Annotated in this window: 15 protein-coding genes and 2 pseudogenes; 3 read left to right on the forward strand and 14 right to left on the reverse strand. The window is 70.5% G+C overall.

Going from position 1 to position 18,095, the window contains the following annotated elements:
- The coding region (locus VXC91_RS23025) for an ROK family protein (RefSeq protein ID WP_329509212.1) at nt 1–1,153 on the forward strand (1,153 nt) is incomplete at its 5' end.
- Between the two features lie 646 nt (nt 1,154–1,799).
- Here the strand turns inward: VXC91_RS23025 and VXC91_RS23030 are convergent.
- The 4 genes from VXC91_RS23030 to VXC91_RS23045 all read right to left on the reverse strand — a co-directional run bounded on the left by VXC91_RS23030 (nt 1,800) and on the right by VXC91_RS23045 (nt 6,653).
- A complete protein-coding gene (locus tag VXC91_RS23030; protein WP_329509213.1) occupies nt 1,800–2,309 on the reverse strand; it encodes an O-acetyl-ADP-ribose deacetylase in 510 nt (169 codons plus the stop codon).
- Nucleotides 2,306–3,715 carry a phytoene desaturase family protein gene (locus tag VXC91_RS23035; RefSeq protein ID WP_329509214.1) on the reverse strand — a complete coding sequence of 470 codons (1,410 nt, stop codon included), beginning with the start codon at nt 3,713–3,715 and terminating at the stop codon, nt 2,306–2,308. Before VXC91_RS23035 ends, VXC91_RS23030 begins: the two co-directional genes overlap by 4 nt.
- A gap of 135 nt (nt 3,716–3,850) precedes the next feature.
- Complete coding sequence (locus VXC91_RS23040; protein WP_329509215.1) at nt 3,851–4,696, reverse strand: inositol monophosphatase family protein; 846 nt, start codon at nt 4,694–4,696, stop codon at nt 3,851–3,853.
- 127 nt (nt 4,697–4,823) lie between these two features.
- On the reverse strand, nt 4,824–6,653 hold the full coding sequence (locus VXC91_RS23045) for a gamma-glutamyltransferase family protein (protein WP_329509216.1): 1,830 nt from the start codon (nt 6,651–6,653) through the stop codon (nt 4,824–4,826).
- 240 nt (nt 6,654–6,893) lie between these two features.
- On the opposite strand from VXC91_RS23045, the gene VXC91_RS23050 reads away from it, so the two are divergent.
- Nucleotides 6,894–7,169 carry a DUF6480 family protein gene (locus VXC91_RS23050; RefSeq protein WP_329509217.1) on the forward strand — a complete coding sequence of 92 codons (276 nt, stop codon included), beginning with the start codon at nt 6,894–6,896 and terminating at the stop codon, nt 7,167–7,169.
- On the opposite strand, the pseudogene VXC91_RS23055 reads toward VXC91_RS23050, so the two are convergent.
- Nucleotides 7,105–7,333: pseudogene (locus tag VXC91_RS23055) on the reverse strand (hypothetical protein); the annotation flags it as partial. The gene VXC91_RS23050 and the pseudogene VXC91_RS23055 overlap by 65 nt on opposite strands.
- Before the next feature lie 233 nt (nt 7,334–7,566).
- Here VXC91_RS23055 and VXC91_RS23060 point away from each other — a divergent pair.
- Nucleotides 7,567–8,259 (forward strand): hypothetical protein, encoded by a 693-nt coding sequence (locus tag VXC91_RS23060; protein WP_329509218.1) that lies wholly within the window; start codon nt 7,567–7,569, stop codon nt 8,257–8,259.
- 24 nt (nt 8,260–8,283) lie between these two features.
- On the opposite strand, the gene VXC91_RS23065 is transcribed toward VXC91_RS23060, so the two are convergent.
- The 9 genes and pseudogenes from VXC91_RS23065 to VXC91_RS23105 all read right to left on the reverse strand — a co-directional run.
- Nucleotides 8,284–9,810, reverse strand: a complete 1,527-nt coding sequence (locus VXC91_RS23065; RefSeq protein ID WP_329509219.1) for an NCS1 family nucleobase:cation symporter-1 — start codon at nt 9,808–9,810, stop codon at nt 8,284–8,286.
- 162 nt (nt 9,811–9,972) lie between these two features.
- On the reverse strand, nt 9,973–10,992 hold the full coding sequence (locus VXC91_RS23070) for a TIGR03842 family LLM class F420-dependent oxidoreductase (RefSeq protein ID WP_329509220.1): 1,020 nt from the start codon (nt 10,990–10,992) through the stop codon (nt 9,973–9,975).
- An 11-nt stretch (nt 10,993–11,003) separates the two neighbouring features.
- The gene (hydA, locus tag VXC91_RS23075; protein ID WP_329509221.1) at nt 11,004–12,407 is read right to left on the reverse strand and encodes a dihydropyrimidinase; all 1,404 of its coding nucleotides are present in this window, start codon (nt 12,405–12,407) and stop codon (nt 11,004–11,006) included.
- A 146-nt stretch (nt 12,408–12,553) separates the two neighbouring features.
- The gene (locus VXC91_RS23080; RefSeq protein ID WP_329509222.1) at nt 12,554–13,396 is read right to left on the reverse strand and encodes a nitrilase-related carbon-nitrogen hydrolase; all 843 of its coding nucleotides are present in this window, start codon (nt 13,394–13,396) and stop codon (nt 12,554–12,556) included.
- 148 nt (nt 13,397–13,544) lie between these two features.
- Nucleotides 13,545–15,104 (reverse strand): PucR family transcriptional regulator, encoded by a 1,560-nt coding sequence (locus VXC91_RS23085; protein WP_329509223.1) that lies wholly within the window; start codon nt 15,102–15,104, stop codon nt 13,545–13,547.
- Between the two features lie 67 nt (nt 15,105–15,171).
- The gene (locus VXC91_RS23090; protein ID WP_329509224.1) at nt 15,172–16,455 is read right to left on the reverse strand and encodes an aspartate aminotransferase family protein; all 1,284 of its coding nucleotides are present in this window, start codon (nt 16,453–16,455) and stop codon (nt 15,172–15,174) included.
- Nucleotides 16,452–17,294, reverse strand: a complete 843-nt coding sequence (locus tag VXC91_RS23095; protein WP_329509225.1) for a nitrilase-related carbon-nitrogen hydrolase — start codon at nt 17,292–17,294, stop codon at nt 16,452–16,454. Before VXC91_RS23095 ends, VXC91_RS23090 begins: the two co-directional genes overlap by 4 nt.
- A 186-nt stretch (nt 17,295–17,480) precedes the next feature.
- Nucleotides 17,481–17,687 carry a hypothetical protein gene (locus VXC91_RS23100; protein WP_329509226.1) on the reverse strand — a complete coding sequence of 69 codons (207 nt, stop codon included), beginning with the start codon at nt 17,685–17,687 and terminating at the stop codon, nt 17,481–17,483.
- Between the two features lie 169 nt (nt 17,688–17,856).
- A pseudogene (locus VXC91_RS23105) lies at nt 17,857–18,027 on the reverse strand (helix-turn-helix domain-containing protein); the annotation flags it as partial.
- Nucleotides 18,028–18,095 lie beyond the last annotated feature (68 nt).

An 18,095-nucleotide genomic window follows, 5' to 3' on the forward strand; every position in this document is an offset into this window, starting at 1 on the left:
CCGCCGATCGCGTGGAGTCAGCCGGGCCGACCTGCAGCGCGAGTCCGGCCTGAGCTCGCAGACCATCTCCAACATCACCCGGCGGCTGATAGACGATCAGCTGATCTGCGAGAGCACGCCAAACGGCAGCGCTCGCGGCCGGCCGAGCATTCCGCTGGTCACCGAGCCGGACGGGGCGTACTCGGTCGGCGTGCACATCGACCCGGCCCGGCTGACCATCGTGCTCCTCGATCTCGACGGCGAGGTGCGGCTGGGACGGCAGGAACATACGCCGCAGGCCACGAACCCCTCGGAGGTGACCGCCTTCATCGCCGACGCCGTCGACGGTCTGATCACCGAGGCCGGCATCGACCGGGCCCGGGTGCTCGGGCTGGGCATCGCGGCGCCGGGGCCGCTCGACGTCGAGGCCGGGCTGCTCCTCGACCCGCCTCAACTGCCCAACTGGCGCAACGTCCAGCTGCGCGCGGACCTGCACGAGGCGACCGGTCTGCCGGTCCTCCTCGACAAGGACGTCACCGCTGCCGCCACGGCGGAGCTGCGCTCCTCCACGGAGGCGTCGAACTCGTTCGTCTTCCTCTACCTGGGATCCGGCGTGGGCGCCTCGGTCGTGCTGGACAACCAGGTCATCCGCGGCACGACGAACAACGTCGGCGAGATCGGCGACCTGGTCGTCGACCCCGACGCCGAAGAGCTGGAGTGGAGCGGCCGCCGCGGGGGCCTGGCTGCCGCGTGCGTGCCGGAGGCGCTCGTACTCCAGGCCGCCCGGGTGGGCCTGATGCCCGTGCCGAACCTGAACGACTACATCGCGGTCGACGACGCCTGCTCCGCGCTGTGCGCTCGTGCCTCCGCGGGCGACGCCGTCGCCGCCCGCATCCTCGAACACGCCGCGCGCCGGGTCGCCGTCGGCCTCGGGGTGCTGGTGAACCTGCTGGACGTGCCGCGGGTGGTGCTGGGCGGCCCGCTGTGGGACCGGCTCAGCTCGGTGTTCCTCCCCGTCATCCCCGACCTCGTCGCCCGCGAGCTGGTGGCGGCGCGTGAGAAGGTCCTGGTGCAGGGCTCGGCGGTGGGCGAGCAAGTGGTGGCCCAGGGCGCCGCGGAACTGGTCATGGACCATTTCCTCGCCCCCCACGCATCGGCACTGATGGTGGGCTGAGGCCCATGGCAGCGGTGGGGAGTCAGGACCCGGCCGGCCCGGCTCCTCGCCCAGCCGCACCCCCCGACACCGCAAGGCCGTCGACATCCCGCCCGAGTTCCCCTGGCGCACCGATGCTGCTGCGGAAGACACGCCTCTCAACTGACAGTCACGGACTATGCGTGGACGGCAGCAGCCGTTTCCCCTGCAAGCAACGTTGTGACCTGCTCAGTCAGAGGCTCAAGAAGCGCCCTCCGGAGCCGTTCCTGGCCGCGCAGACCGCCTGCTGTGTTCGCGGTCCGATGAGGGCCCTGGCTGGTGGGCCCCAGTCGGGCTCAACGAGAGCCCGAAGATGTCACCGGAATGCTCCCCTCCGGTGAATGCGCGGCAAAGTCCGGTGCTCTCGGCATGCAGCCATCATCAAACATGCAGGTGAGAAGCCTAGTTGACTAGAAGCGTGCAACTCTCTTCTAAAGCGCCTGCTCTATCCGGCAGCGCAGGTGTCGGCGCTACGCGAGCCTGGATAGGCGTAGGCATCGCGTGTTCTTCGGACGCCCAGGGCTGATACGGGAAAGCCGGACCTGTCGCCGTCTCGAACCAGACGGCGACAGGTCCGGCGAGTTCACAGGGGGCTCAGGCGAGACCGGGGAACTGAACCACGGTTCCATCAACGGAGCTGCGCAGCGAACAGTGCGTACGCCTGCTCGTCGAAGAGGACGAACCTGACCTCCTCGACCGCCGTGTCCGTCGAGCGCACCGTCTCCACCGCGATGCGGGCGGCGTCCCGCATCGGCCAGCGGTAGACGCCGGTGGACACCGCGGGGAACGCGACGCTACTGGCGCCGAGTTCGTCGGCGACCCTCAGCGCCTCCCGGTAGCACGATGCCAGCAGATCGGAGCGGTCCTCCGAGGCGGCGAAGACCGGGCCCACGGTGTGGATCACCCAGCGCGCGTCCAGTTCGCCCGCCGTGGTGGCGACCGCCTGGCCGGTGGGAAGGCCCTTGCCGTAGTGGGAGGCGCGCAGTGCGCGGCACTCCTCGAGGATCGCGGGGCCGCCCCGACGGTGGATCGCGCCGTCAACGCCTCCCCCGCCGAGCAGCGAGGAGTTTGCCGCGTTGACGATCGCGTCGACGCTCTGCCGGGTGATGTCTCCCTGGACCAGCGTGATGGTGATCATGTCTGTCTCAGCCTCCTCCAGACGGCCTTCGCCGCGTTGTGGCCCGACATGCCGTGCACGCCGGGGCCGGGCGGGGTGGACGACGAGCAGATGAAGACGGCCGGGTGCGGAGTGCCGTACGGGAACAGGGACAGTTTGGGGCGCAGCAGCAGCTGGAGACCCGACACCGCGCCGGAGGCGATGTCGCCGCCGACGTAGTTGGCGTTGCGGGCGGCCAGTTCGGGCGGGCCCGCGGTGGCACGGGCGAGGACGCGGTCGCGGAAGCCCGGTGCGAAGCGCTCCAGTTGGCGTTCCAACGCGTCCGTCAGGTCCCCCCGCCAGCCGTTCGGCACATGGCCGTACGCCCAGAAGACCTGCTTGCCCTCGGGCGCCCGGGTGGGGTCCACGACGCTGGGCTGCACGGTGATGAGGAACGGTACGTCGGGGGCCCTGCCCTCGCGGGACGCGGCGCGCAGGGCGGCGCCGATCTCCGCGCTGTCGGCGCCGATCTGCACGGTTCCGGCGACCCGCGGCTCCTCCGCGGTCCACGGCACGGGGCCGTCCAGGGCGTAGTCCACCTTGAACACCCCGGGGCCGTAGCGGTAGCCGTCGTAATACCTGCCGAGGCCCGCGATCCGGGCCAGCGCGGTGGGCGAGGTGTCGAAGACGTACGCGCGCGCCGGGGGCAGGTCGTCCAGGCGCTTGACCTCGTAGTCGGTGTGGACGGTGCCGCCCAGGTCCTTCAGGTACGCGGCGAGCGCGTCCGAGATGGACTGGGAGCCACCGCGGGCCACCGGCCAGCCGCGGGCATGCGCGGCGAGGGCGAAGATCAGGCCGACGGCGCCGGTGGCCAAGCCGCCGAGCGGGGCGATCACATGGGCGACCAGCCCGGCGAACAGCGCCTTCGCCCGTTCGTCGCGGAAGCGGCGCATCAGCCAGGTCGACGGAGGGAGACCGACGAGTCCGAACCGGGCCAGGGTGAGGGGGTCCCGTGGCAGGGCGGTCAGCGGCAGGGACATGAAGTCCCGGGCCAGCGTGTCCCAGCGGCTCAGGAAGGGCTCGACCAGCCGACGGTACGCCCCCGCGTCGCGCGGCCCGAACGAGGCGGCCGTCTCGGCCACGGACCGGGAAAGCACCGCTGCGGTGCCGTCGAGGAAGGGATGCGCCATCGGCAGCTCGGCATGCAGCCACTCGAGGCCGTACCGCTCCAGGGGCAGGGCCCGGAAGGCGGGCGAGTTGATGCCGAGCGGATGGGCCGCCGAGCACGGATCGTGCCGGAAACCGGGCAGCGTCAGCTCTTCGGTGCGGGCGCCCCCTCCGATGGTGTCGCGGGCCTCGAAGACGGCGACGGAGAATCCGCGCCGGGCCAGTTCCACGGCGGCCGTCAGTCCGTTGGGCCCCGCTCCCACCACGACCGCATCGAGCATCGACGGCACCTTGGGACTCCTTCGTCAGTCCACGCCCAGTGGCCCTCAGGATATGCCGGGGGACTGACACCCCTCCGGTGTGGGGGGCGGTCGTCGACCGAGGCGGAGGTTCCGCTCTCCGCGCCGTCGTGGGGGTCAGGCGGCGCCCGACAGCAGCCCCAACACCCGGCGGGCCGTGGCCTCGTCCCTGGCCGCGGTGAACGGCAGGGTGTTGCCACCGGCGATACGGAACGGTTCGCCGGTCAGGGTGTAGTGCGCGCCGCCCGCCTCCTCCACCAGGAGAAGGCCGGCCGCGTGGTCCCAGGCTGCTTCCCAGGAGAAGGCCGTGGCGTCCAGCAGGCCCTGCGCGATCTGCAGATATTCCAGTCCGGCCGAGCCGCACGAACGCGGGCGGACGCCCTCGGCCTGCAGGCCGAGGAGTGCGCGCTTCTGTTCGTCCGTCGTGTAAAACGGGTGGGACGCGGCGACCTCGAGGTCGCGGCCCGGTGCGGGTGAGCCGGAGCGCAGGCGTACTCCGTCGAGGAAGGCGCCCTGACCGCGGACGGCGGTGGCGAGTCGGTTCTGGGCCGGTGCGTACGTCCACGAGGCACGCACGACGCCGCCCTGGGCGAGCGCGACCAGCGTGCAGAAGCCGGGGTCGCCGTGGACGAACTGGCGGGTGCCGTCGACGGGGTCGACGATCCAGACGGGCGCCTCGCCGCGCACCGCGTCATAGGTCGCCGGGTTGGCGTGGACCGCCTCCTCGCCGACCACGGCCGAACCGGGCAGCAGTTTGACAAGCGCCTCGGTGAGGTAGGCCTCCGCCTTGCGGTCGGCGTCCGTGACCAGGTCGTGGGGGCCGCTCTTCTCGTCGATCTCGTGCGCGGCGAGCCGGCGGAAGCGCGGCATGATCTCGGTCGCGGCCGCCTCGCGGACGGCCTCCGCCACCTCGGATGTGCGGTGAGCGAGAAACTCGTCGATGGTTTCGATGTCGTCGATCATGCCTAAATGAGAGCACGCGTCACTGACAATCCGACCCCGCCTGGTGTACTCCGGGTGGATTCGGCGTGAATTCGAGCCTTCGCGGCTTTCCCGTCGGACCGAGCCGGGCGCCCGCCGCCGTCCGGGGTCACCGGCCGACCGCGTACCCCTGCATCCCGCGCGGATTCGCCGCCGCGGACAGCACGCCCGTGCGCGGGTCCCGGCCGACGGCGCACAGCCGCCCCTCGGACCAGGCCTCGCCGACCGTGACGTCGTGGCCGCGCCGGCGCAGCTCCTCGACCACACCGGGGTCCATGCGGGACTCCACGGTGACGCTGCCGGGGCGCATGCCGCGCGGGAAGAAGGAGCCGGGAAAGGCGTCGTTGTGCCAGTTCGGAGCGTCGATGGCGCCCTGGAGGTCGAGGCCGCCCCGGATCGCGGGGCGCAGGGCGGCCGCCAGGAAGAAGTGGAGCTGCCACTGGTCCTGCTGGTCGCCACCGGGCGTGCCGAACGCGAGTACCGGCACACCGTCGCGCAGCGCGATCGAGGGGGTGAGAGTGGTGCGGGGGCGACGGCCCGGGCTGAGGGAGTTCGGCAGCCCCTCGTCGAGCCAGGCCATCTGGAGCCGGGTACCGAGCGGGAAGCCCAGCTCGGGAACGACCGGGTTGGACTGGAGCCAGCCGCCGCTGGGCGTGGCGGCGACCATGTTGCCCCAGCGGTCGACGACGTCCAGGTGGCAGGTGTCGCCGCGGGTGGCCCCGTCGGCGGCGACGTCCGGCTCGCCGGACGCCGAAGAAGCCGGGCTCTTGGCGACGGTCGGTTCCCCGACCCCCATGGGATCGAAGCCGAGGTCGTCGGGGGTCACCGCACGGGCGTGCTTGCTCAGGCGCGGAAGACGGCCTCCGGGCGCGCCGGGGCGCAGCTCGTACGACGCCTTGCCGCCGACGAGGGCGCGCCGCTCTGCGTTGTAGGCGTCCGAGAGCAGGTCGTCGAGCGGTACCTCGGAAGCGTCGCCGTACCAGGCCTCGCGGTCGGCCATCGCGAGCTTGCAGCCCTCGATCAGCAGGTGGACGTACTCCGCGGAGCCGTACCGCGGCAGCTCGGGCGGGAGCAGGGCGAGCTGCTGGAGCAGCACCGGGCCCTGGCTCCAGGGGCCCGCCTTGCAGACGGTCCAGCCGTTCCAGTCGTAGGCGGCCGGAGTCTCGTAGGTGGCGGACCAGCCCGCGAGATCGGCGGCCGTCAGGGTCCCGCTGTGCCGTTCGCCGCTGGTGTCCATGGTGGGCCGTCCCGCCTGCCGCACCAGGGCTTCGGCGATGAATCCGGACCGCCACACCTGTCGTGCCGCCTCGATCTGCGCCTCCCGGTCGCCTGCCCCGGACACCTCGGCGAGCAGCCGTTTCCAGGTGGTTGCCAGCGCGGGATTGCGCAGCAGCTCGCCGGGGACCGGCGCCTTCCCGCCGGGCAGATACACCTCGGCCGACGAGGTCCACTCCGTCTCGAACAGCCGCCGCACGCTCTCGACGGTCTCGCCGACACGCTCCACGGGCGCGTGCCCGTGCTCCGCGTATCCGACGGCGTACTTCAGGACGTCGGAAAGGTGCTTCGTACCGTGGTCGCGCAGCAGAACCATCCAGGCGTCGAAGGCGCCCGGGACGGCGGCGGCGAGGGGCCCGGTACCGGGTACGAGAGCCAGACCGAGTCCCCTGTAGTGGGTGATGGTGGCCCCGGCGGGGGCGACGCCCTGCCCGCACAGCACCCGTACCTCTCCGCCGGCCGGGGCGAGGAGGATCGGGACCTCCCCGGCGGGTCCGTTCAGGTGCGGCTCCACCACATGCAGCACGAACGCTCCGGCGACGGCCGCGTCGAACGCGTTGCCGCCGTCCTCCAGCACCGCCATCGCGGACTGCGAGGCCAGCCAATGGGTGGACGACACCATGCCGAAGGAGCCTTGAAGCGTGGGCCGGGTGGTGAACTGCATCTCTCACCTCGCTGTGTGCACGCATCGGTCCGTCCGATCAGCGCTCGGGGACCGTCCTGGAGAGCATCCGGGGAGACGGCGCCAGGGCTCGCCTTCACTTGATCACCGAGCAGGCTAGCGACCGCTCGGCGTCCCGTCTCCCCCACCGTCGGCACAGCCCTGACGGCACCGCACCGTTCCGCTGCACCTTTTATACGGATACGCCCGCTTGACGCGTGGTGGTGAGGGTATTCGGACAGCATGAACCAGATGCACCGGACGAGCGGGACGGGCGGCACATGGGACCACCGCCACGGGGTACCGGGCGCCGCGCCGTCATGGCGGCCCAGGGTCGAGCCTGGCGGGGTTCCGCCGGGCGAGACTCCGCCGGGCGAGAGCAGTGTCGAGGAGGCCGTTCCGCAGCAGGAGTACCAGAGGAGCCGTGGCTGGGCCGCGGGGCCACTTATTGTGATCATGGCCCTGGTGGTCCTGGTGGCCGGGTTCTTCCTGGCCTATGCGATCGCGCTGATGCTGTGAGCACCCGGAGCGGCCCCACATGCGCGGGTTCTGACGCCCCGCGCGCCCTGACCACACCCGACTCGTAGACGAAGACCACGAGCCGGGCGGTCCTGTGCGACCAATTCGGTCATTGCCCGGCTGATGTGCGTCTTGGCCGTGAACGGGCTGATGACCATGTGGGCGGTCGACCGGATCGAGAGCGCACCGCACCTGCCGTCGATGAGGGCATGAGCGGCGAGAACATAAAGGGCACACCATGGCAAGGAGGCACAGGAACTCACAGGCCGTCAACAGCCAACGCCGTCATCGCACGGGTACGGAGCGAGTTAGCTCTTCCGCACCACAGTCAGTCATGTGAGACTGGCGGCCCGTCCGCAGTGTGGACCCCACTCCGCACCGTCCCCACGAGGCGCCCGTGCAGTCTCTTCCTCTGCCGCTCGCCCTGACCGCGCGCCTCCTGCCGGTCGCCGTGCTCGCCTCGGCGGGCTGGGCCCTGTCGTCCGGGCCCCTCGCCGCGGCTCCGGCCACCGACCAGAAGTCGGCGCGGGGGGGCCAGACCTCGCAAGGCACCCAGAGCGCCGGGGGCGCCTCCGCGCCCGCGACGTCGGCCGCGACCAAGACGTACACGGCGGCGCCCGCGCCGTGCGGCGGTGTGTCCGTCAAGACGATCGAGTCGCTGGTCCCCGGCGCCAAGAAGGCCGGGAAGGAGATCCCGTCGACGGACGAGTCCATCAGACGCACCTGCTCCTGGAACGCGCTCAAGGGCTACGACTACCGCTGGCTCGACGTGTCCTTCGAGATCACGGACTCGCAGGCCCAGGCGCAGAAGTCCTACACCCAGCGCACTGCGGACAAGGGCGGCGGAGGCGCGGTCCCCGGTCTCGGCGACTCCGCCTATTCCGTGGTGAACCTCACCACCGAGGACAAGCAGCAGACCCGCGAGGGCGTGGTGCTGGTCCGCGTGGCCAACGCGCTGGTGTCCATCACGTACAACGGCAGCGACTTCGAGACGAAGAAGGCGCCCAGTACGGACGAGATCAACAAGGGCGCCATCAAGGCCGCCAAGGACGCGGTGGCAGCGCTGGAGGGCGGTCAGAAGAAGGGCTGACCGCCCTCCGCGCGCCTGCCGGCGTCAGGCCGTGGCCCTCTCCCGGCCCCGCAGCAGCATCAGCACCACGTACAGCACCATCGAGGTGCCCAGGCCCACCGCCCAGCCGTAGTCGGCGAGGGGCGAGAGGGCCGGGATCGGACGGCCGTCGACCAGCGGGTGGAAGTCCGCGCCTCCGATGGCCAGCACGCCGCCCACCACGAAGGCGACGACGGCCCGCCAGTTCCAGCCGCCCCCGTACCAGTAGCGGCCGCCCGAGCGGTACAGATCGGCGAGATGGAGGGAGCCGCGGCGCAGGATCCAGTAGTCGGCGATGAGGATGCCCGCCACCGTGCCGAGCAGACCGCCGACCAGGCCGAGCCAGGTGAAGATGTAGCCCTGCGGGTCGGAGTAGAGCTTCCACGGGAAGATCAGCACAGCGAGCACGGAGGTGACGAGGGCACCGGTGCGGAAACTGATCTTCCGGGGTGCGACGTTGGAGAAGTCGAACGCAGGCGAGACCAGGTTCGCCGCAATGTTCACCGAAAGGGTCGCGACCAGCACGGTCACCAGGGCGTAGAGCAGACCGACCACGTTGTCCGTCTTGGCGGCAAGCTGCACCGGGTCCCAGACCGGCTGGCCGTACACCGCCTGCGAGCCGGATGTGACCAGCACGGACAGGAAGGCGAACAGGGTCATGGTGGTCGGCAGGCCGAGCGCCTGGCCCCACGTCTGTGCCTTCTGGCTCTTTCCGTACCGGGTGAAGTCGGGGATGTTCAGCGACAGCGTGGACCAGAAGCCGATCATGCCCATGAGGGAGGGCCAGAACAGCTTCCAGAAGCCGCCGCCCCAGCCGAGCTTGGACGGCTGGTCGAACAGCGGGCCGACACCGCCGGCCTTGTCGCTCATCCACCACAGCATCACGAAGGCGCCGACGAGCACGAAGGGCGCCGCCCAGTTCTCGAAGCGGCGGATGGTCTCCATGCCCCGGTAGATGATGGCGACCTGGATCACCCAGAAGATCGCGAACGACAGCCACATGGTCCAGGCGTGACCGCCGATCCGGGAGGCGTTCGCCCAGCTGTCGCCGATGAGCTTGCCGGCGAGGAAGTAGATCGCCTCGCCGCCGATCCAGGTCTGGATGCCGAACCAGCCGCACGCGACCAACGCCCGCACCACGGCAGGCAGGTTGGCACCACGCACCCCGAAGGAGGCGCGGGCGAAGACCGGGAACGGGATGCCGTACTTGGGTCCGGCGTGTCCGGTCAGCAGCATGGGGATGAGCACGATCACATTGGCCAGGGCGATGGTGAACACCGCCTGCTTCCAGTCCATGCCCACGGCGATCAGACCGGAGGCCAGGGTCCAGGATGCCGTGTTGTGGGCCATCCCGACCCACAGCGCGGAGAAGTTGTACGTGTTCCACGTCCGCTTGCCGACGGGGACCGGCAGCAGGTCCTTGTTGGCGTAGGGACCGCTCGGCGGGGGGGAGCCCGGGGCGAACTCCACCCGCCCATCGGCACGGGTGACTTGGTCGGACATCGGTGTGGCTGTGGGAGCGATATCGGTCATGGGCAGGCCCATCATGAGGCGGGACGGGAAAGGCCGTGCGGGTTGTGGCGCCGATGGGGGGTGCGCCCCGAAGCCACGAGGGACGGGACGCCCTGGATCCCCTCCCCGGGGGAGCGGGAAGGGGACGAGGGGGGAGGACCGGACGGAACGGAGCGTGCGCGACTAGCCGTTGAGGGCCGGGATGACCCGGCTGCCGTACGCGTCGATGACGGCTTCCTGAGCATCGTGCATGTCGTACACGGCGAACTGGTCGACGCCCAGCTCACGCAGTGCGGTCAGTTTCTCGATGTGCCGCTCGACGGGACCGATGACGCAGAACCGGTCGACGATCTCGTCGGGCACGAACTGGGTGTCGGGGTTGCCGCTGCGCCCGTGGTGGGCGTAGTCGTAGCCCCCGCGGGCCTTGATGTACTCGGTGAGTTCGTCGGGTACGGCGGCCGAGTGCTCGCCGTACTTGGCGACGAGGTCGGCGACGTGGTTGCCGACCATGCCGCCGAACCAGCGGCACTGCTCACGGGCGTGGGCGAGCGCATCGGGCGAGTCGTCCTCGGTGACGTACGCCGGGGCCGCGACGCAGATCTTGACCTCGGACGGGTCGCGTCGGGCGGCCATGGCGGCGTCCTTCACCGCCTTGACCATGTACTCGGTCAGATACAGGTCCGCGAGCTGGAGGATGAAGCCGTCCGCCTCCTCTCCTGCCATCTTCAGCGCCTTGGGGCCGTACGCGGCCATCCAGACGGGGAGTTCGGCGCCGGGCTTGATCCATGGGAACTTGACCACCGTGCCGCCGAGATCGGCCTCCTCGCCGCGGCCCAGCGCCCGGATGACCTTCATGGCCTCGCTGATGCGGGCCAGCGTGTTCGGCTTGCGCCCGGCGACGCGCATCGCCGAGTCGCCGCGTCCGATGCCGCAGATCGTACGGTTGCCGAACATGTCGTTGAGCGTGGCGAACGTGGACGCGGTGACCTCCCAGGTGCGGGTGCCCGGGTTCGTCACCATCGGGCCGACGGTCAGCTTCTGGGTGTTCGCCAGGATCTGACTGTAGATCACGAACGGTTCCTGCCACAGCACGGCCGAGTCGAAGGTCCAGCCGTGGCGGAACCCGTTGCGCTCGGCGCGCTTCATGAGGCTGACGACTCTCGAGGCCGGCGGGTCGGTCTGCAGGACGAGTCCGAAGTCCATGTGCGCCACTCCTAGTTGAGGTACTGACAGGTAGAGCGGGGGGTATAGACGCCGTGTCCGGCACGTCCGGTGAACTCCCGCTCGGTGATGACGGGTTCGCCACGCGAGAGGACGGTCTCGACCCGGCCGGTCGTGCGCTTGCCCTCGTACGCCGAGTAGTCGACGTTCATGTGGTGCTCCGAAGCGGACATGACCTGCTCGGCGTGCGGGTCGTAGATGACCACGTCGGCGTCCGCGCCCGGGGCGATGGTGCCCTTCTTCGGATAGAGGCCGAACATCCGGGCCGGGGTGGCGCAGGCGATCTCGATCCAGCGGCGGCGGGAGATGTGCCCGTCGACGACGGCCTGGTGAAGCAGGTCCATGCGGTTCTCCACGCCCGGCAGTCCGTTGGGGATCTTGGAGAAGTCGCCCCGGCCCAGCTCCTTCTGGCCCACGAAGCAGAAGGGGCAGTGATCGGTGGAGACCACCTGGAGGTCGTTGGTGCGCAGCCCCTGCCACAGGGCGGCCTGGTGCTCCTCGGGGCGCAGCGGGGTCGAGCACACGTACTTCGCGCCCTCGAAGTCCGGCTCGGCGAGGTTGTCGGTGGACAGGAAGAGGTACTGGGGACAGGTCTCGCCGAAGACGTTCAGCCCTTGGTCGCGCGCCCGGGCCAGTTCCTCCACCGCCTCCTGCGCCGAGACGTGCACGACGTACAGCGGCGCGCCCGCGACCTGGGCGAGCCTGATGGCGCGGTGGGTCGCCTCGGCCTCCAGGAGTGCCTTGCGGACCTCGCCGTGGTAGCGGGGATCGGTCTCGCCGCGGGCCAGCGCCTGCTCGACCAGCACGTCGATCGCGATGCCGTTCTCGGCGTGCATCATGATCAGGCCGCCGTTCTCGGCGGAGCGCTGCATGGCGCGCAGGATCTGCCCGTCGTCGCTGTAGAAGACGCCGGGGTAGGCCATGAACTGCTTGAAGGAGGTGATGCCCTCCTCGACCAGCAGGTCCATCTCCTTGAGCGTCTCCTGGTTCACATCGGAGACGATCATGTGGAAACCGTAGTCGACGGCGCAGTTGCCCTCCGCCTTGGCGTGCCAGGCGTCCAGGCCCTCGCGCAGCGAGTGGCCCACGCTCTGCACGGCGAAGTCGATGATGGTGGTCGTCCCGCCCCAGGCTGCTGCCCGGGTGCCGGTCTCGAAGGTGTCGGAGGCGAAGGTGCCGCCGAACGGCAGCTCCATGTGGGTGTGGGCGTCGACGCCGCCCGGGATCACGTACTTGCCGGTGGCGTCGATGGTCCGTTCGGCCGTGAAGGTCTCGGCGGCCGGGGTGCCGGTCGCGGCGAGGGCGGCGATGCGGCCCTCCTCGATCAGGACGTCGGCGTGGATCTCGTCGGACGCGGTGATGACGAGGCCACCGCGGATGACGGTACGGCTGCTCATGCTCCCTGTGCTCCCTTACCTGCGTGGACGCTCCGCTGGGATGCGGTCGGACTGTGCGGGTTGTCTGTGGCTGGTCGCGCGCACGCGGCGGAGCCGCATGGTGGTGCAGCCCCGCGCCCCGGTCAGGGGCACGGAACCCCCCTCCGTCACGGAGCGGTCAGCGGTCCGTACGCCCCCGGCGCCCGGTCCCGGTAGAACTGCCAGCGGTCGCGCACCTCCCGCAGCTTCGCGAGGTCGAGGTCGCGGACCACGAGCTCGCTCTCCTTGTCGCTCGCCACCTCGCCGACGAACTGCGCCTCGGGGTCCACGAAGTACGAGGTCCCGTAGAAGTCGTTGTCGCCGAGTTCCTCGACTCCCACACGGTTGATCGCGCCCACGAAGTACTCGTTGGCCACGGCCGCCGCCGGCTGCTCCAGCTGCCACAGGTAGCCGGACAGACCGCGCGAGGTGGCCGAGGGATTGAACACGACCTCGGCGCCCGCGAGCCCCAGCGCCCGCCAGCCCTCCGGGAAGTGGCGGTCGTAGCAGATGTACACGCCGATCCTGCCGACCTTGGTGTCGAAGACCGGCCAGCCGGAGTTGCCGGGCCGGAAGTAGAACTTCTCCCAGAAGCCCTTCACCTGCGGGATGTGGGTCTTGCGGTACTTGCCGAGGTAGGAGCCGTCGGCGTCGATCACCGCGGCCGTGTTGTAGAGGACCCCGGGCTGTTCCTCCTCGTACATGGGCAGGACCAGCACGATGCCCAGCTCCTTCGCCAGCACCTGGAAGCGCCTGACGATCGGGCCGTCCGGGATCCGCTCGGCATACGAGTAGAACGCCGGGTCCTGGACCTGGCAGAAGTACGGTCCGTAGAACAGCTCCTGGAAACACAGCACCTGAGCACCCTGCGCGGCCGCGTCGCGCACCGCCTGCTCGTGGACCTGGATCATCGATTCCTTGTCGCCCGTCCAGGCCGCCTGGAAGAGGGCGGCACGGATCACTCTGCTCATCGGGACCTCCGGTCGCTCGGTGTGCGGCGAGCCTAGGAAGTCCGGGGAGCCGGTTTGAGTTGCACCGTGTCACGTCTGCGCACGCCGGGCGTTCCACGCTGTCACCCCGGCCCGCGCACACGGGTTTCCCGCACTTTTCCACGGCGTTTCACCTTTGTTGGGCATCGTGCGCGAGCAGCGCGATGTGCACGGAGGCGGCCTGCTCGAAGTCGTCCAGGTCGACTCCGAGGCACGCCTGGATGGCCTCCAGCCTGCGGTACAGGGCCGGCCGGCTGACGTGGTGGAGCTGGGCGGTACGGGACTTGTTGCGGCCGGTGGCGAGATATGTCCGCAGCACGGGCAGCAGCTCCTGCTCGGCGTCACGTCCGCACAGCAGCCCGTCCAGTTCCCGCTCGGCGAAGCACTGGACGTGGGCGTCGTCGCGCAGCAGCCGGACCAGGCCGCGCAGATGGACGTCCTTGAGGCGGACGACGGGCGGCAGATCGAGTGCGGCGGAGTGGTCGGCGACGGCATCGGCGACGTGCCGGGCCTCACGCAGGCCCGCGGGCACGTCCTCCCAGCCGGCGCGGGCATCGGCCGCGGCGACGACCGCCCCGCCCGCGTGGGACTCCGTCCGCAGCCGGGCGGCGAAGTGTGCGGTCAGCGATTCGGCGTCCTGGTCGCGGGCGAGGCTGAGCAGCACGGCGGTGGCCCCGTCGGCCAGTTCGGCGACGAGTCCGGACAGCCCCAGCAGGCGCAGGACGCGGTCGAGGTGGACCGGGTCGCCGTCGCGTACAACGAGGGGGACGAAGGTGCGGCGGTTGACCGGCAGCCCGGCCGCGCGGGCCCGCGGCAGGAGCTGGCGGGCCGGTACGACCCCGGAGACCAGGTCCGTCAGCAGGCCTCGCGCGGACTGCTCCTCCCAGGAGTGCGCCGAGCCGTGGAGCATCCGGTGCAGGACCAGCGCCTCGGCCGCGCGCTCGGCGAGAAGGCGTCCGATGGGGTTGTCGCCGCGATAGCCGCACAGCACGATACGGCCCCAGCGCTCGCCACGGCCGCTCAGTTCGGCACGGACCCAGCCGTCGCCCTCGCTGCCGCCGGCCTGCCGGGCGATGCGTTCCCAGTCGCGCAGCACATCGTCGACGGCGGAACGCTCCCCCGCCGTGGCGAGCACCCGGTGGGCGAGGTTGGTGAGGATCACGGGGCAGCCGGCATGCACCGCGACCTCGTCGAGCAGCCGCTGAAGCGGGGCGCACGCGGTGATCAGTCCGGTCAGGGCCGTGCGTACGGACTCCGACAGACTCACCGCCGCGAACTTCCGCCGCACCAGACGGGACTGGACCTCCTCGGTCAGTTCGGCGAACGGGAAAGGGCGGTGCAGTACCACCATGGGCAGCCCGCAGCGCTCGGCGGCCCGGCGCATCACGTCCGGGGGCAAGGGGAAGGCGCGGCCGAGTCCGAGGACGACGGCCGCCGCCTCCGCACGGTGCAGCGACCGGATGTACTCGGCCTGCTTGTCCTCGTCGCCGGCGAGCAGCACCCCGGTGGTGAGGACCATCTCGCCGCCGCTGAGCATCACCCCGACGTCGGGCGCCTCGGCGACGTGCACCCAGCGCACCCGCCGGTCGAGGTGCCCGGCGCCGGCCACCACCTCGGGCTCTCCGGCGAGCACCCGGTCCAGCGTGAGGACCTGGCGTACCGACAGGGCGGGTTCCAAGGCGGTGGTCATGGCTGTCTTCCCTTGCTCTGGTCCTACCGAAGACACCTCGTGACGGCGCTGTCGAGGGAGTGGGTCGTCAGTGGACGCTCCCGAGGGCGTGCTCGAGAATCGCGGCGCCCTCCTCGGCCTCCGCGACGGTGAGCGTGAGCGGCGGGGCGATGCGCAGCACGCTGGTGTTGTGCCCGCCGCCCTTGCCGATCAGCAGGCCCCCGGCGCGTGCGGCCTCGAGCACGGCCGACGCCGTGTCCGGGTCGGCCTCGTCGGTGCCGGGGCGCACCAGCTCGACGCCGATCATCAGGCCGCGGCCGCGCACCTCGCGTACGACGGGGAGCTGGGCGGCGACGGCCCGCAGCCGCTCGATGAGCATGCCGCCGACGCGCCGGGCGTTGCCCTGGAGGTCGTGCTCGAGCAGGTACGAGAGGTTGGCGAGTCCGGCCGCCATGGTGATCTGGGTGCCGCCGAACGTCGAGATGGAGTTGGCGTCCAGGCAGTTCATGATGTCGGCGCGGGCGACGACACCTCCGATGGACATGCCGTTCCCGATGCCCTTGGCGAAGGTGAGGATGTCCGGCGGCCCGCTTCGGCCATGTGCCTGCCAGCCCCAGAAGTGGTCACCGGTGCGGCCCCAGCCGGTCTGCACCTCGTCCGCGATCCACAGGATGCCGTGCTCGTCGAGAATCTCCCGGAAGGCCGCGTAGAGCCCGTCGGGCGGCGACGTGAAGCCGCCGACGCCCTGGATCGGCTCGGCGATCAGTGCCGCGGGCGGCCGCGTGTGCCCGAGCAGGTCCTTCAGGTCCTCGACACAGGCCGCGATGAAGTCGGTGTCGCTCAGGCGGGCGAAGGGACCGCGGGTGCGGACTCCTCCGTGGACGTACAGGGTCTGCAACGGTGACAGCGATGTGGGTGACCAGCCGCGGTTGCCGGTGATGCCGACCGCGCTGAACGAGCGGCCGTGGTAGCTGTTGCGCATCGCCAGAATCTGGTTGCTGCGGCGGTACGTCGTCGCCAGCAGCAGAGCGGTGTCGTTGGCCTCGGTGCCGGACGTGGTGAAGAAGACGCGGGCGTCCGGGATGCCCGACAACTGGGCGATGCGCTCGGCGAGGTCGACCATCGGCCGGTTGAGGTAGAGGGTCGAGGAGTGCAGGATCCGCCCGGCCTGCTCGGTCACCGCCTTGGTGACCTCGGGCAGGGCGTGGGCGGTCATCGTGGTGAGGATGCCGCCGAAGAAGTCGAGGTACTTCTTCCCGTCGGCGCCCCAGACATGGCGGCCCTCGCCGTGGGTGATCTCCAGAGGGTCCTTGTAGTAGAGGGCCAGCCAGTCGGGCAGGACGGCCTTGTGGCGGGCGTACAGGTCACTCACGGCTTCACCAGTCCTTCGTACGCGTCGGGGCGGCGGTCGCGGTAGAACGCCCACTGCTGCCGCACTTCTTCGATGAGGTCGAAGTCGAGATCCCTCACGACGAGCTCCTCCTCCTTGTCGCCGGCGACCTCCCCTACGAACTGCCCACGGGGATCGACGAAGTAGCTCGTGCCGTAGAAGTCGTTGTCGCCGTACTCCTCCCGGCCCACGCGGTTGATCGCGGCGACGAAGTACTCGTTGGCGACGGCGGCCGCGGGCTGCTCCAGCTGCCAGAGGTACGCGGACAGGCCACGTGAGGTGGCGGAGGGGTTGTAAACCAACTGGGCGCCGTTCAGGCCGAGTTGCCGCCAGCCCTCCGGGAAGTGGCGGTCGTAGCAGATGTACACGCCGACTTTGCCGACCTTGGTGTCGAAGACGGGCCAGCCGAGGTTGCCCGGCTTGAAGTAGTACTTCTCCCAGAAGCCCTTGACCTGGGGGATGTGGTGCTTGCGGTACTTGCCGAGGTAGGTGCCGTCCGCGTCGATCACGGCGGCGGTGTTGTAGTAGAAGCCGGACTGCTCGATCTCGAAGACGGGGACGACGATCACCATGCCGGTCTCGCGCGCCAGTTCCCGCATCCGGGTGACCGTGGGGCCGTCGGGCACGGGCTCGGCCCAGCGATAGTGCTCGGGTTCCTGGACCTGGCAGAAGTAAGGGGCGTTGAAGACTTCCTGGAAGCCGATGATCTTCGCGCCCGTGCGGGCCGCCTCGCGGGCGTGCTCCACATGTTTGGCGATCATGGATTCGGTGTCACCGGTCCAGGTCGCCTGGACCAGTGCGGCGCGTACGACGTGGGCCATGGTGCCGCTCCTTTGCCTGTAGTCCTCGCGGGGACGTCACAGAGCCTCTACGCCCGTAGACACAGGTGGTAGAGGGTCGAACGTAAGCCTCTGCGACGGCCTTGCCAAGACCATCGTCGTCAACCCGCTGAGTCGATCACGTTTCGCACTCCTTGCGAGTGACTGGTCGGATTGTCGACGGGCTGCTCAGGTGGTGAATCCGGCGGCCCTGAGGGCGTGCACGAGATCGCGGTGACGCGCGTCCGGGACACCCCGGGCCGCCTCGACAAACAGCGGCACGAGCCCCTGCGGATCGGCCGCCGCGGTGCGGCCCGCGGCGGTGAGGGCGCCGGCCGCGGCGGCCGGGTCGGCGGCGGGCATCGGGTAGCGGACCGGGCGTCGATCCACTGCCACCGCCCGGCTCCCGCCCGAGTGGAGCGCTCCGGGACGGCAGAAAACACCAGCCGTGTCACGGAGGCGCTACAGAGAGTTTTCCGCCCCGGTGCAGAGCCCTCCCATGGGCGCGTTCGCCACCGGTGCACACCCGTGCCGATCGGCCGTCCGCCTCTCGGACGTCGACCGCTCACGTGCGGGGACGCCCATGATGCAGGCCACGGCCGACGCGCAGGGTCAGACCGGGCACCCACGCGAGGGCCGCGACGGTGAAGAACGCCGGGGTCGGCGCGCGCCCCGTCTCGATCTCGCGGAGGGTCTCGGCGGAGATCCCGGCACCCGCCGCCACCTCTGCCATGCTGCCCGCCGCGTGGACGTGACCGGCCCGAACGGCCCGCGACGACCCGGCGGCGCCCGCTGCCCGGACCG

Origin of the sequence: Streptomyces chiangmaiensis, from assembly GCF_036281785.1 — a bacterium.
GTDB lineage: Bacteria > Actinomycetota > Actinomycetes > Streptomycetales > Streptomycetaceae > Streptomyces > Streptomyces chiangmaiensis.

What these genes read in the sequence shown, in the direction of transcription:
- VXC91_RS23030 (WP_329509213.1), bottom strand. Translation starts at nt 2,309, where the DNA reads ATGATCACCATCACGCTGGTCCAGGGAGACATCACCCGGCAGAGCGTC.
- VXC91_RS23035 (WP_329509214.1), bottom strand. Translation starts at nt 3,715, where the DNA reads ATGCTCGATGCGGTCGTGGTGGGAGCGGGGCCCAACGGACTGACGGCC.
- VXC91_RS23040 (WP_329509215.1), bottom strand. Translation starts at nt 4,696, where the DNA reads ATGATCGACGACATCGAAACCATCGACGAGTTTCTCGCTCACCGCACA.
- VXC91_RS23045 (WP_329509216.1), bottom strand. Translation starts at nt 6,653, where the DNA reads ATGCAGTTCACCACCCGGCCCACGCTTCAAGGCTCCTTCGGCATGGTG.
- VXC91_RS23050 (WP_329509217.1), top strand. Translation starts at nt 6,894, where the DNA reads ATGAACCAGATGCACCGGACGAGCGGGACGGGCGGCACATGGGACCAC.
- VXC91_RS23065 (WP_329509219.1), bottom strand. Translation starts at nt 9,810, where the DNA reads ATGACCGATATCGCTCCCACAGCCACACCGATGTCCGACCAAGTCACC.
- VXC91_RS23070 (WP_329509220.1), bottom strand. Translation starts at nt 10,992, where the DNA reads ATGGACTTCGGACTCGTCCTGCAGACCGACCCGCCGGCCTCGAGAGTC.
- hydA (WP_329509221.1), bottom strand. Translation starts at nt 12,407, where the DNA reads ATGAGCAGCCGTACCGTCATCCGCGGTGGCCTCGTCATCACCGCGTCC.
- VXC91_RS23080 (WP_329509222.1), bottom strand. Translation starts at nt 13,396, where the DNA reads ATGAGCAGAGTGATCCGTGCCGCCCTCTTCCAGGCGGCCTGGACGGGC.
- VXC91_RS23085 (WP_329509223.1), bottom strand. Translation starts at nt 15,104, where the DNA reads ATGACCACCGCCTTGGAACCCGCCCTGTCGGTACGCCAGGTCCTCACG.
- VXC91_RS23095 (WP_329509225.1), bottom strand. Translation starts at nt 17,294, where the DNA reads ATGGCCCACGTCGTACGCGCCGCACTGGTCCAGGCGACCTGGACCGGT.